The 12,885-nt window shown below is 75.4% G+C and carries 10 protein-coding genes; 3 read left to right on the top strand and 7 right to left on the bottom strand.

Going from position 1 to position 12,885, the window contains the following annotated elements:
• Positions 1 to 91 precede the first annotated feature (91 nt).
• Together BUE45_RS16450 and BUE45_RS16445 are read left to right on the top strand one after the other, a co-directional pair.
• Positions 92 to 1,483, top strand: coding sequence for a cytochrome P450 family protein (locus BUE45_RS16450; protein ID WP_073380211.1), 1,392 nt, complete (start codon positions 92 to 94; stop codon positions 1,481 to 1,483).
• Between the two features lie 350 nt (positions 1,484 to 1,833).
• Positions 1,834 to 2,667 (top strand): alpha/beta hydrolase family protein, encoded by an 834-nt coding sequence (locus tag BUE45_RS16445; protein WP_143173389.1) that lies wholly within the window; start codon positions 1,834 to 1,836, stop codon positions 2,665 to 2,667.
• A 101-nt stretch (positions 2,668 to 2,768) separates the two neighbouring features.
• Here the strand turns inward: BUE45_RS16445 and BUE45_RS16440 are convergent, their stop codons facing one another.
• The 6 genes from BUE45_RS16440 to BUE45_RS16415 form a co-directional block, all read right to left on the bottom strand.
• A complete protein-coding gene (locus tag BUE45_RS16440; protein WP_073380210.1) occupies positions 2,769 to 4,100 on the bottom strand; it encodes an ABC transporter substrate-binding protein in 1,332 nt (443 codons plus the stop codon).
• A 47-nt stretch (positions 4,101 to 4,147) separates the two neighbouring features.
• Entirely contained in the window at positions 4,148 to 5,203 is a 1,056-nt protein-coding gene (locus BUE45_RS16435) for a branched-chain amino acid ABC transporter permease (RefSeq protein WP_073380209.1), read from the bottom strand.
• 2 nt (positions 5,204 to 5,205) lie between these two features.
• Positions 5,206 to 6,057 (bottom strand): branched-chain amino acid ABC transporter permease, encoded by an 852-nt coding sequence (locus BUE45_RS16430; protein WP_073380208.1) that lies wholly within the window; start codon positions 6,055 to 6,057, stop codon positions 5,206 to 5,208.
• A 25-nt stretch (positions 6,058 to 6,082) separates the two neighbouring features.
• Entirely contained in the window at positions 6,083 to 6,799 is a 717-nt protein-coding gene (locus BUE45_RS16425) for an ABC transporter ATP-binding protein (RefSeq protein ID WP_073380207.1), read from the bottom strand.
• Positions 6,796 to 7,587 carry an ABC transporter ATP-binding protein gene (locus BUE45_RS16420; RefSeq protein ID WP_073380206.1) on the bottom strand — a complete coding sequence of 264 codons (792 nt, stop codon included), beginning with the start codon at positions 7,585 to 7,587 and terminating at the stop codon, positions 6,796 to 6,798. Before BUE45_RS16420 ends, BUE45_RS16425 begins: the two co-directional genes overlap by 4 nt.
• A gap of 102 nt (positions 7,588 to 7,689) precedes the next feature.
• Entirely contained in the window at positions 7,690 to 10,422 is a 2,733-nt protein-coding gene (locus BUE45_RS16415) for a helix-turn-helix transcriptional regulator (RefSeq protein ID WP_073380283.1), read from the bottom strand.
• 395 nt (positions 10,423 to 10,817) lie between these two features.
• On the opposite strand from BUE45_RS16415, the gene BUE45_RS16410 reads away from it, so the two are divergent.
• Positions 10,818 to 11,954, top strand: coding sequence for a carboxylate-amine ligase (locus tag BUE45_RS16410; RefSeq protein WP_073380205.1), 1,137 nt, complete (start codon positions 10,818 to 10,820; stop codon positions 11,952 to 11,954).
• Here the strand turns inward: BUE45_RS16410 and BUE45_RS33425 are convergent.
• Positions 11,949 to 12,872, bottom strand: coding sequence for a carbohydrate kinase family protein (locus BUE45_RS33425; RefSeq protein ID WP_084737398.1), 924 nt, complete (start codon positions 12,870 to 12,872; stop codon positions 11,949 to 11,951). The two genes, BUE45_RS16410 and BUE45_RS33425, sit on opposite strands and share 6 nt — an antisense overlap.
• Positions 12,873 to 12,885 lie beyond the last annotated feature (13 nt).

Raw genomic sequence — 12,885 nt, 5'->3', positions numbered from 1 at the left:
CGCGCCGTTCCCGCGTCCCTGCACCGTGCACGCACACCCCGTTCCCGAAGGGAGGGAAGCGGCCCCTGCCTCCGCGGGCACCGCGCACCCGATGACCACCCGTTCCTCCGACGGACCTCCCCCCTGCGGCCGGCCGCCCGGCCCCCCGCGCTTCTACGGCCCCACCCCGGACACCGGGCGCGACTCCCTCTGGGACGAGCTGCGCGAACGCCACGGCCCGGTGGCCCCGGTGGAGCTGGAGCCGGGGATCCGCGCCTGGCTGCTGCTGGGCTACCACGAGAACCTCACGGTCCTCCAGAACCCGCACCTGTTCTCCCGGGACACCCGGCGCTGGCGCGAGGTGGTCGAGGGACGGGTCGACCCGTCCTCGGCCCGGCCCGCGCTGTCCTGGCGGCCCAACGTCCTGTACGCCGACGGCGCCGAGCACACCCGGCTGCGCGCACCGGTCGTGTCCGCCCTGTCCCGGGTGGACATGGCGGCGACCGCCCGCGACGTGCGGCGGATCGCCGACGACCTCATCGACACCTTCATCGCCGACGGCGAGGCCGACCTCATCAAAGACTTCGCCGACCCGCTCCCGGTCCTGGTGCTCAACCGCCTGTACGGGCTGCCCGACGGCTACGGGCACATGCTGGGCGACCTCACCGGGATCATCTTCGGGGACGACGCCCGGCGGGGCGAGGAGGCGGTCATCCGCATACACCAGTACTTCGCGGGCCTGGTGGCCCGCAAGCGCAGGACGCCGGGGAACGACCTGGCCTCGTGGATGCTGGAGCACGCCAACGGGCTGAGCGACCACGAGGTGGCACACCAGGCGGCGCTGATGAACAGCGCGGGCCACCAGCCGACCACGCACCTCATCGGCAACACCATGCGCACACTGCTCACCGACGAGCGCATCAGGGCGGCCCACGCCGACGCCCGGCTCACCATCCGGGAACTGCTGGACCACGTCATGTGGACGGACACGCCCTTCCAAGTGCTGCCGGCCCGGTTCGCGCTCCAGGACGTCCGGATCGGCGGTACGGAGATCCGGGCGGGGGACGCGCTGCTGATCGGCTTCGACCCGGCGCACCGCGACCCGGCGGTGCAGCGCGGGCGCGAGGACACCGGAGTGGTGAGCGGGGCCCGGGCGCACCTGATGTTCGGCGCGGGCCCGCACGCCTGTCCGTCCCGCGAGCTGGCCCGGCTGGTCGCCGCGACGGGTGTGACCGCCCTGCACGAGCGGCTGGCGGGCCTGCGCCCGGCGGTGGACCCGGAGCGGCTGCGCCGGGTGCCGTCCCCGTTCGTGCGCGGGCTGTCCGCCCTGCCCGTGGTGTTCGCCCCGGGCGAACCGCGACCGCGCCCGCCCGCCGCGCCGGACCCGTACGCGGCCGACCCCTCGGCCGCGGACGGCTCCCCGGGCTCCGGGGAGGAGCCGCCGGACCGGGCCGAAGACCTCCTCGGGCGGCTGTTCACCTGGTGGCGCTCCCTGCGCGGCTGACCGCCGCCTCCCCCGCCCGCCCCCGGCCCCGGAGCACCGCTCCGGGGCCGTTCCGCGACGCGGCGGTCACGACCGGTGATCCCACGGATGCGCGTTCACCTGATCGACACGATAGTGAAAAGCGGGAGGACGCCCGGAACGACCGAGGAACCCGCTTCCGACCGGGACGCGATCCCTTTCCCCGCGCGCCGCGCAAGGCGCGCTCCCCCCGGATTCGCATTTCCGCATGCGGATTCCCGCAGAAAAGGTACGAAGTGCACACGAAGACCCCCCGCACGGATATCGGGTCCTTCCCCGTGTCCGCCCCCCGATCCCGTTCCCGCCTGGCCCGGGCGGCCACCGCCGTACTGATGGCCGTGGGCCTGTCGGTCGGCGCCGCCGCCCCCGCCCACGCCGCCAACCCCCACGAGCGCGGGCCCGCCCCCACCGAGCAGAGCGTCACCGCGGTACGCGGGCACTTCTCCACCGACACCGTCTCCGTCTCCTCCCTGGTGAGCGGGTTCGGCGGCGGCACCATCTACTACCCGACCGACCGCGGCGAGGGCACCTTCGGCGGCGTGGTCATCGCCCCCGGCTACACCGCCGACCAATCGTCCATGTCCTGGTACGGGCACCGGATCGCGTCCCAGGGCTTCGTGGTGTTCACCATCGACACCATCACCCGCGTGGACCAGCCCGACAGCCGCGGCCGACAGCTCGACGCCGCCCTGGACTACCTGGTCGAGGACAGCCGGGTCGCCGACCGGGTGGACGGCTCCCGGCTCGCCGTGATGGGGCACTCCATGGGCGGCGGGGGCACCCTCGCCGTCGCCGAGGACCGCCCCGAGCTGCGGGCGGCGATCCCGCTGACCCCCTGGCACACCCAGAAGCGCTGGTCCTCGCTCCAGGTGCCCACCCTCGTCATCGGCGCGGAGAACGACTCCGTCGCCTCGGTGCGCACCCACTCCATCCCGTTCTACGAGAGCCTGCCCTCCTCCCTGGACCGGGCCTACCTGGAGCTGCGCGGGGCGAGCCACTTCGCCCCGAACATCTCCAACACCACGATCGCCCGCTACTCGATCTCCTGGCTCAAGCGGTTCGTCGACGACGACACCCGCTACGAGCAGTTCCTGTGCCCGCCGCCGCGGACCGGGATCGGCACCGACTTCTCCGACTACCGCGACTCCTGCCCGCACGGTTCCTGACCCGCGGACGGGGCGGCGGACCGGGGACCGCTCCCCGGGGCGCCGCCCCGTCCCGCCGGACCGGCGCGGCGGACCGGGAGGGCCGCCGCGGGTATGAGCGGTCAGTCGTGGAAGACCAGCTCCTGCGGGGACAGCGGGGTGAAGTCGACCTCCTCGATGGGGCCGCCGTCGCGGTCGGTGACCCGGGGGCCCTGGATCATCTCGACCGCCCCGCCCTCCCGGTACTGGACGACGTAGGCGCCCTGGTGGCCGCCGTGGTCGCCTCCGGAGGAGGAGAACGGCACCGACCCGGGGCCCTGCCACTCCTGCTCCTCCAGGGCGTCGACCAGCGCCTGGCGGTCCAGCTCGGGCCCGGCGGACATGAGGACCTGGGCGAACATGACGGCCTGGGTCATGCCGAAGATGTGGGTGTTGGTCATGGGGTCGCCCTCGCCGTACTCCTCGTAGAGGTCGATGAAGAACGCCGCCCACTCGTCGTCGGGGTCCTCGACCCGGGGCATGTAGCTGGTGATGAGCATCCCGTCCAGGAAGGTGTCGGCCGGCACCCCCTCCGCGTCGGTGTCCTCGGTGAACGCCGACAGCAGCCCCTGGAGGGTGGCGGTGTCGCCGCCGATGCTGGAGACCACCCACTGGGGGTCGTATCCGGTGCTCGCCGCCTCCAGCATGGCCAGGGCGACGAAGGCCGGGATGCAGGAGCAGACCACGACCTCGGCCCCGGACCGCTTAAGCTCGGCGACCTGGGCGCTCAGGTCGGTGACCTCGGACTCGTAGTGCTGGCGGGTGACCACCTCGTCGGTGAGGTACTGGTCCAGTCCCTCCTGGGAGTCCTCGCCGACGTCGTCGTTCTGGAACAGGTAGCCGACGTCCTGTCCGGGGAAGTTCTCGACGATGTACTGCCCCTGGATCTTGGCCTCCTTGGTGTAGTCCACCTGCCAGCCGTACGTGAGGGGGTGCTCTTCGGTGTTGTTCCAGGCCAGGGCCCCCGAGGCCGGGAACACGTCGGGGACGCCCTCGTCGTTGAGGTAGTCGATGACGCCGCCGTGGGTGGGGGTCCCCAGACCGCCGAACATCGCGAAGATCTCGTCCTCGATGACCAGTTCGCGGGTGACGTCGATGGTCCGGGCAGGGTCGTAGCCGTCGTCCTCGACCCGGTAGTCGATCAGCCGCCCGTGGATGCCGCCCTGCTCGTTGACGTGGTCGAAGACGGCGGCGGCGCCGCGGGAGATGGACATGTAGCCCGCCGCGGCGGGGCCGGTGAGGGGCTGGTGGGTGCCGATGACAACGGCGTCGTCGGTCACCCCGGGGGACACGGACAGGTCCGGGCCGTCCGTCTCGGCGACCTCGCCGGCCCCGGTGCAGCCGGTGGCCGCCAGTGCCAGGGCGAGCAGGGCCGCCAGGGGGCCTCGTCTCGCCGTGTTCGTCGTGGTGCGCACGGTGTTCTCCTTCGGGTGGGGGGTGCGGTGCGGGAGGGGGGTGCGGGTCAGCGGGCGCGGCGCAGGAGCGCGCGCAGCCGCTGGAGGATGCCGTGCAGCCCCAGGGGCTGGAACCGCAGGACGAGGATGAGCAGCACGCCGAACAGGACGATCGGCAGGTTGTTCTCCACGTCCTTGCCGAGCTCGAACGCGCGGACGGCGTCCGAGAGCCAGATCTCCAGGTAGACCACGGCCAGGGCCGCCCACAGGGCGCCCCACATGCTGCCGATGCCGCCCAGGACCAGGGCCGCGAGCAGGGTCAGGGAGAGGGAGAGGGTGAACATGCTCGGGGTGGCGGTGCCCAGGACGTACACCTGGAGCCCGCCCGCCAGGCCCCCGGCGGCGGAGGCGACGACGAACGCGGTGACCTTGGTGGCCCCGACCGGGATCCCGGACATCGCGGCGGCGGTCTCGTCGTCCCGGACGGCCCGCATGCGGCGGCCGAGCCGGCCCGTGGAGACCGTCGCCAGCACCGCCAGGCCCAGGACGACGGCCGTCCACACCACCAGCGCCTTCCACTCGCTCCCGGACACCAGCCCCTGGAGGAACGGAGGGGCACCGGCGGTGCGCACGGTGAGGCCGTTGCTGCCGCCGAGGACCTCGTGGTAGCGGTGCGTCAGGCCGGGCAGGCCGACGGCGAGGATGAGCGTGGCGCCGGCCAGGTAGGGGCCGTGCAGCCGCGCGGTGGCGGCGCCCACGGCGACGCCCGCGACGGTGGCCACGGCCACCACGGCGACGAGGTTCCCGGCCAGCGGCAGCATCGGCAGGCGCAGGACCAGCAGCGCCATCGTGTACGCGCCGATCATCATGAACGCGCCGTGGCCCAGCGACACCTGGCCGCTGCCGCCGACGAGCAGCTGGAGCCCGGCGACGGCCAGCATCGTGTAGCCGACGGCGGCCAGCCGCAGCGCGGTGAGGTCGCCGGTCACCAGGAGCAGCCCGGCGACGGCGGCCAGCGCCAGGGCGGCCAGGAGGAGGTGGCGCAGCGGGGACGGCAGGTCGACGCGGCGGCGCGCCGGGCCGCCGGCCGTACGGGGTTCGCGCTCGGTGGCGGACGTGGACATGGCTACACCTTTCGCGCGGCCGGGCGGGACAGGATGCCGTCGGGGCGCACGCTGAGCACGAGGACGACGAGGGCGAGGGCGGTGAGGGTGGCCAGCTCGGGACCGGCGTAACCGGACACGTAGGACATGCCGAGGCCGACGAGCAGGCCGCCGACGACCGCCCCGAACGGGTTGTCCAGGCCGCCGACCACGGCCGCCGTGATGCCGTAGACGAAGACGGCGTCGAACACGTTCGGCGAGATGAACGGGGGGCCGGCCAGCATGCCCGCCAGGGAGGCGATGAGCGCGGAGATCGCCCACCCCGCGGTGAGCATCAGCCCCGCCCTCACACCGCTGAGCCGGGCCGCCTCGGGGTGGAGCGCCGCGGCGCGCATGCGCAGCCCCAGCGGGGTGTGGCGGTACAGGCAGAACAGCAGCACGGCGACCGCGGCCACCGAGGCCAGGGCGAACACGTCCGCCGGGGACGGCCTCCCCACGAAGTCGAAGGCGTACCGGAACCCGTGCTGGTCGTTGCCCCAGACCATGCCGACCCCGCCCTGGGCGACCAGGAGCAGGCCCAGGGTGACGATGATCCCGTTGAGCCGGGAGACCCGGGCGATGGGGCGGACGACGAACCGCTCCACCAGGGCGCCCGCGGCGGTGCCCGCGGTGAGGGCGGCGGCGAAGCCGAGCCAGTAGGAGCCGGTGAGCGGCGCGACGGTGGCGGCGGTGTAGACCGCGACCAGCGCCAGGGCGGGCTGGGCGAAGTTCACCAGGCGGGTCGCCTGGTAGATGATGACCAGTGACAGCGCCAGGGCGGCGTAGACCGCACCGGACGCCAGTCCGCCCAGGGTCAGGTCGACGAAGTGGTCCATGGGGGGTGCTCCTCGGGGTCCGGGGTCAAAAGCCCAGGTAGGCGTGGCGCGTGCGGTCGTCGGAGAGCAGTTCCGCGGAGGGCCCCTCCACGGCCACCCGGCCCTGGCCGAGGACGACGCCGCTGTCGGTGGCGGCCAGCGCCCCGGCGGCGTTCTGCTCGACGAGGACGACGGTGAGCCCGGTGCGCTCGCGCAGGTCGCGCAGGAGGGCGAAGATCTGCCGGGTGACCAGCGGTGCCAGCCCCAGGGAGGGCTCGTCCAGCAGCAGCACCCGGGGGCGGGCCATGAGGGCGCGCCCGATGGCGAGCATCTGGCGCTCGCCGCCGGACAGGGTGCCCGCGGACCGGCCCAGCCGCGGGACCAGCGGCGGGAACAGCTCCAGCACCTCGGCCTCGGTGGCGCGGTCGCGGCGCGGGGAGCGCCACAGCGCGCCCAGGCGCAGGTTCTCCTCGACGGTGAGCCCGGTGATGACGCCGCCCCCCTCGGGGACGTGGGCCAGGCCCCGGGTGATGACGCGCTCGGCGGGCATCCGGGTGATGTCCTCGCCGTCGAGCAGCACTCGGCCCGCGTCGGCGCGGTGCAGGCCGGTGAGGGTGCGCAGCAGGGTGGTCTTGCCCGCCCCGTTGGCGCCCAGGACGGCCCGGAAGCCGCGTTCGGGGACGGTGAAGGAGACGGAGTCCAGCGCGCGGACCGCGCCGTAGGAGGCGCCGAGGCCCACGACCTCCAGCAGGGCGGCGCTCATCGGGCGTCCCCCTCCCCGGCGGTGCCCAGGTAGGCGCGGGTGACGGCGGGGTCGGCGCGCACCTCGTCGGGGGTCCCGGCGGAGATGACCCGGCCGAAGTCCAGGACGACGATGTGGTCGCAGACCCGCATGACCAGGTCCATGTGGTGTTCGACCAGGACGACGGCCGTGTCCCGGGCCAGGGAGCGGATCTGCGCGGCCAGCTCGTCGACCTGGCCGCCGGAGAGGCCCCCGGCGGGTTCGTCGAGCAGGAGCAGCTCGGGGTCGCACACGCAGGCGCGGGCGAGGGCGACCTGCTTCTGGACGCCGTAGGGCAGGGTGCCGGGCAGGCGGTGCGCGGTGTCGGCGACGCCGAAGCGCTCCAGGGCGGCCAGGGCGCGGGCGCGGAGTTCGCGCTCGTCGCGGTGGTGGCGGCCCAGGCCGGTGACCAGGGAGAGGGGCCCGCCGCGGGCGAGGCGGTCGGCACCGGCGACGACGTTGTCCAGGACCGTCATCAGCGGGAAAAGGTGCAGCCCCTGGAAGGTGCGGGCGATCCCGGCGCGGGCGAGGTGGTGGGGCCTGCGCCCGGGCGGGGGCCCGCCCTTCCAGGTGAGCGTGCCGGCGGAGGGGCGCAGGATCCCCGAGAGCACGTTGAACAGGGTGGTCTTGCCGGCCCCGTTGGGTCCGATGAGCCCGGTGACACCGTCCGGGCGGACCCGCAGCCCGACGCCGTCGAGTGCGGTCAGGCCCCCGAAGCGGACGGTGATCCCCTCCGCCGTCAGGAGGTGTTCGGTCGCTGTCGTCGTCATGGGATGCGTTCCACCCCGCCTTTCGTGTCGGGACCGGGAGGCTATACCGACCGGTTGGTATGAAGCGGGTGCGCGGAACCGGCGTCCGCGTCCCCGGGGACGTCAGTTGAAGAGGCGGGCCAGGTCCACCCGGGACCTGATGCCGAGCTTGCGGAAGATGCCGCGCAGGTGGTGCTCCACCGTGCGCGGGCTGATGAACATGTGCGCGGCCACCTCGCGGTTGGTCGCGCCCTCGGCGACCAGCCGGGCGATCTGCTGCTGCTGGGCGGTCAGCTCGCCGGTGGACGGGGACTCCGGTCCGCGCTCCCCCGTGCCCAGGGCGCGCAGCTCGGCCCGGGTCTGGCGGACCCACAGCCGGGCGCCGAAGCGCTCGAAGGACTCCTGCGCGTTGTGCAGGTGTTCGCGCGCCCGCCCCGGCAGGCGCGCCCGGCGCAGGTAAACGCCGAACAGCAGCTGGGTACGGGCGTGTTCGACGTCGTCGTCGCCGCAGGCCCGGTGCAGGGCCAGGGCGCTCTCGAAGTGGTCGGCGGCCTCGTCCTGCGGGGCCAGCAGCCCGGCGCAGCGCTCGGCCAGGGCCTGCGCGCCGGGGGAGTCGATCGCGTCCGCCCAGCGGCGGTACCCCGCCAGGGAGGTCCGCGCCCAGGCCAGCTCGCCGATGCGGGTGGCCGCCTCCACGAAGTGCGGCGCGGTGAGCAGCCGCATCGTGGGGTGGCCCTGGCCCGGCCCCGCGTGCACCAGGGACCGGAGCCGGAAGAAGGCCTCGGCGGCGTTGCCGCGCGACAGCTCCAGGACGGCCAGCGCCCACGAGGCAAGGGCCGCGGCCAGGCCGAGGCTGTTCTCGCCCGCCTGGGAGGCGACGGCCCGCGCCCGGATGCGGCAGGTGTCCACGTCCCCCTGGACCGCGGCGATCATCGCCAGCGACGCCAGGTGCTGGGTGGCCCAGATGGTCTGGCCGCTCTCCCGGGAGGCCCGCAGGCCGTGGAGCGCGGTCCCGGCGGCGGACGGGAAGCGCCCGCTCCAGAATTCGGAGAACACCAGGAACCCCAGGGCGGCGGGGACGGTGGCCCGCTCGCCCCCCTGGCGGGCCAGTTCCACGGCGCGGGTGTTGGCGCGCCGCACGAACAGGCTGTCCGACAGGCGCAGCCCCGCCACGCTCCCCCAGATCAGCTCCGAGGGCCGGTCGACCGCGTCCGCGAGCCGGACGGCCTCGCGCAGCAGGGGGGTGGAGCCGGGGTAGTCGCCCCGGAAGGAGATGGTGCACCCCTCCAGGAAGGAGGCGGCCATGCGCACCCGGTCGGAGTCGTCGGGGCGCACCAGCGGCAGCGCCAGCTCGGCCGCGCGCGCGTGCCGTACGGGGTCGCCCGCCAGCGAGGCCGCGTCGGCCGAGCGGACCAGGGTGCGCAGGGCGAGCGTGCGGTCGTGCGGGATGAGGTCGCGGCCCACGCCGTAGAGCAGCTCCGCGACGTCGATCGCGTTGGAGCTGCGCATGGCCAGCTGGGCGTCGACGAGGTCGATCAGTGCGCGCCGCCGGTCGGTGACGGCCAGCGGGCGGGCCCGGGAGAGGAGCCGCGCCGCGTGCTCGGAGTGGCCCGCCATGTAGGCCTCGTAGGCCGCGCTGTTGAGGCGGCAGGCCCGGACGTCGGGGTCGGGTGTGAGGAGGGCGGCCCGCTCGTGGGCGAACGAGGCCTCGTTGCGCCCCGCCACGCGCTTGGCGGACCGGGCGACGGCCTCGACGGAGTCGGCCAGCGCGGCGTCGGGGCCCTCGGCCCCGGCCGCGGTGTGCCGGACGAACCGCACCGGGTCGGTGCCGCGGTCGGTCACGTCCGCCAGGGCGCGGTGGGCGGCGCGCAGCACGACGGCCGGCGCATCCTGCGCGAACGCCCGCCCCACCAGGGGGTCGGCGAAGACGACGAGGTCGTCCTCCACCCGCACCGCCCCCGCCTCCTCGGCGGGTTCCAGGTCGGCCGCGGCGGGTCCGGCGGCGCCGGCCGCCCTCGCCAGCAGGTGCAGCGGGACGTCCCCGCCCAGCGCGGCCAGGAGGAGCAGGGACAGGGTGCGTCCGGGCAGGTCCCGGTAGGGGGACAGCAGGTCGGCGCGGAGCCGGGTCGGCAGCCGCGGCTCCCCGGGGAAGGGGTCGTCCGCGTCGGGGACCCGGGACTCCAGGTGTCCCAGGAGGACGGCGGGGTTGCCGTGGGCCGCGCGCACCAGGGCCGCCCGCGCCGGGGCGGGCAGCCCGGCCGGGGCGCGGTCCGTGAGGATGTCGTGGAGCGCCCGCTCGCTCAGGGGGTGCAGCCGCCGCTCGGGCACGCCGGGCACCAGGTCGTGGGCCGAGCCCGGCTTGACCCGGCCGTCGCGGGCGGCGAACACGATCGCCGCGGCGCTGCCGGACAGGCGGCGGGCCGCGAAGGCCAGGGCGTCCAGGGAGGGGCCGTCGAGCCGCTCCGCGTCGTCGACGCACACCAGCAGCCGGCCCTGGGCGGTGAGCCGGTCCAGCAGGGCGGTCGACAGGGCCAGCCGGTCGCCGTCCCGACCGCGGGACAGGGCCTCGGCCAGCGGGGCGGGGTGCGGGGCCAGGGGGCGCAGCAGGCGTTCGAGCCCGGCCAGGGGGAGGTCGGCCTCGTCGGCGACACCGCCGCAGTGGAGCACGGTGAAATCACCGGCGTCGGCGCGCAGGTGGGCCAGCAGGGCGCTCTTGCCCCGGCCCGGGCCGCCGGTGAACAGGAGGGACGCGCCGAGCCGGGCCCTCGCGCCGTCCAGTACTCCGGCGAGGTCCCGCAGCTCCGTGTCGCGGCCCCTCAGGCGGATCGCCCCGGGGCCGGTGTTCCTGCCGATCACGGGCACAGAGTCGCACAGCGGGGCCCGCCGCGGCAGGTGCCCCGGGGCACACTGGTCGTTTCACCGATACCCGCGCGGAGCCGCACGCGCGTGCGCACGGGACGGCCGGCGGCTCCGGCGCGTCTCTCCCGTGGCGCCTGTTCCCCCCGTTTCACCTGGGGTTCCGATCCGCCAAAAGGTGACACGGATCACCCTCCGGACGGCCGCGCGCGGCCGTCCGGGCGCACACCGCGGTTATCAAGCCGTAACGCGGCGGGAACCCGACCCCGCGAAGCAGACAAAAACGACACATGTGCCACGGGATAGTTTTTTGTCCTCTCCCGGACACTGTCGCGGCCGTCCCGCCCGGGATATCAGTGCGGGGACGCTTCCGACGGCAGGAGGGAACGACCTCGATGCGGAACCACCCGCTCATCGAACACGACCCGCGCCCCCGGGTCGCCCCGCCCACCTTCGGCGTCGAGGAGGAATTCTTCGTCGTCGACCCCCGGACCCGCCGCATCGTGTCCCGCGCCCCCGACCTGCTGGCCCGGGCCCGGATGTCCGACCGCCTGTGCGGCGAGTTCACCCGGGTCCAGGTGGAGGCCAACAGCCCCGTGTGCGGCGACGCCGCGGACGCGCGCCGGTTCCTGCGCGCGGCCCGGCGCGAGCTGGCCCGCGCCGCCGACGTCGCCGGGCTCGCCGTGGTCGCCTCGGGGACCGCGGTCCTGGGCGACCCGGCGTCCGCCGACGTCAGCGACGGCGCCCGCTACGCCGACATCGCCGCACACTTCGGGGCGCTGCGCGAGTCGCACGTCGTGTGCGGGTGCCACGTCCACGTGGGGGTCCCCGACCGGGGGAGCGCGGTACTCGCCGCCGGGCGCCTGCGCCGCTGGCTCCCCTTCCTGGTGGCGATGTCGGCGAACTCGCCCTTCCAGAACGGCCGCGACACCGGCCACGCCAGCTGGAGGACCGTCGCCTGGAACCGCCTGCCCTCGGCGGGGCCGCCCCCGAGCCTGCGCTCCCTGGCCGACCACGAGCGCGCGGTGCGCGCCCTGGCCGACGCCGGGGCGATCCTGGACCGGCACATGGTCTATTGGGACGTCCGGCTCTCCGACCACCTGCCCACCCTGGAGATCCGGGTGGGCGACGTGGCGGCCACCGCGGAGGAGGCGCTGTTGTTCGCGACCCTCACCCGGGGCCTGGCCACCCGCGTGCTGACCGACGTCGAACACGGCGTCCCCGCCCCGGAGGTCGGCGACACCGCCCTGCGGGCGGCCCTGTGGCGGGCGTCCCGCGACGGGCTGGAGGGCGTGGTCCCGGACCCGCTCACCGGCGAGTCCCTGCCCGCGGCGGTGGCCATGGACCGGCTGCTGGCGGCGGCGCTGCCGGGGCTGCTCGACAACGGCGACGCCGACCTGGCGGCCGACCTGCTGGACCGGCTGCGCGGCCGCGGCTCGGGGGCGGCCCGCCAGCGGGCGGCCCACGACCGCCGGGGACGCTTCACCGACGTCGTGGACCACCTCATCGACCACACCCTCGAAGGGCTATGACCCGTCGCGCTCCAGGTCGGCGGTGGTGGGCGGGTCCGCCCCCTCGCGGGTGACGGTGACGGCCGCGGCCCGGGCGGCGAAGGACAGCATCTCCTCCAGCTCCCCCTCCGTCAGCCCGGCCAGCCGTCCGCGCGGGTCGTCGCCCAGGCGGCCCCGGCCGTCCAGCCAGGACAGCAGGGCGCCCATGAAGGTGTCGCCCGCGCCGACCGTGTCCACCACCCCGACCCGGGGCGCGGCCACCTCGGCCCGCGCCCCGGAGGCGAGGGCGAAGGCGCCCTCGGCCCCGCGGGTCACCACGACCAGCGAGGGGCCCAGCCCGGCCAGCTCCGCCGCGGCCTCCTCCGTGTCCCGGCCCGGGTACAGGAACGCCAGGTCCTCGTCGCTCGCCTTCACGACGTGCGCCAGCGCCGCGTCGCGCAGGGCCCGCTCCCGCGCGGCCCCCGGGTCGCCGATGACGCCCGGCCGGATGTTCGGGTCGATGCCGACCGTCACCTGGTCCCGCGCGTGCTCGCGCCGCAGCAGCTCCTCCACCGCGGTCGCGCCCGGCTCCCGGAACAGCGCCAGGGAGGCGGCGTGCAGGGCGCGCACCCCCGGTTCGAGCTCCTCGGGCAGCTCGCCCGGACGCCAGCGCCAGTCGGCGGCCTCGTCCATCCGGAAGTCGTACACCGCCGACCCGTCCACGCCCAGGCGGGCCAGCGCCAGCGCCGACGGCTCCCCGGCGGTCAGCGGCCCGTCCGGGTCCAGCCCCTCCGCGGCCAGTCGGTGCCGGATGGTCCGCCCGAACCCGTCCGAGCCGATCCGGGACAGGAACCGGGTGGGCACCCCGAGGCGGCGCGCGGCCACCGCGGTGTTCGCCGGGCCGCCCCCCGGGGCCGCCCGCAGCAGCCCCGGAGAGCCCGGGACCGGCAGCAGGTCCATGACGTTCTCGCCG

The sequence above is a fragment of the Nocardiopsis flavescens genome, from assembly GCF_900141985.1.
Taxonomy (GTDB): domain Bacteria; phylum Actinomycetota; class Actinomycetes; order Streptosporangiales; family Streptosporangiaceae; genus Nocardiopsis; species Nocardiopsis flavescens.
Note: the sequence above shows the minus strand (reverse complement) of the source record. Positions and strands in the feature narration are given on the sequence as shown.

Coding starts and splice junctions, on each gene's coding strand:
- BUE45_RS33425 (WP_084737398.1), bottom strand. CDS start 12,872: ATGGACCTGCTGCCGGTCCCGGGCTCTCCGGGGCTGCTGCGGGCGGCC.
- BUE45_RS16410 (WP_073380205.1), top strand. CDS start 10,818: ATGCGGAACCACCCGCTCATCGAACACGACCCGCGCCCCCGGGTCGCC.
- BUE45_RS16450 (WP_073380211.1), top strand. CDS start 92: ATGACCACCCGTTCCTCCGACGGACCTCCCCCCTGCGGCCGGCCGCCC.
- BUE45_RS16420 (WP_073380206.1), bottom strand. CDS start 7,587: ATGACGACGACAGCGACCGAACACCTCCTGACGGCGGAGGGGATCACC.
- BUE45_RS16425 (WP_073380207.1), bottom strand. CDS start 6,799: ATGAGCGCCGCCCTGCTGGAGGTCGTGGGCCTCGGCGCCTCCTACGGC.
- BUE45_RS16435 (WP_073380209.1), bottom strand. CDS start 5,203: ATGTCCACGTCCGCCACCGAGCGCGAACCCCGTACGGCCGGCGGCCCG.
- BUE45_RS16430 (WP_073380208.1), bottom strand. CDS start 6,057: ATGGACCACTTCGTCGACCTGACCCTGGGCGGACTGGCGTCCGGTGCG.
- BUE45_RS16445 (WP_143173389.1), top strand. CDS start 1,834: ATGGCCGTGGGCCTGTCGGTCGGCGCCGCCGCCCCCGCCCACGCCGCC.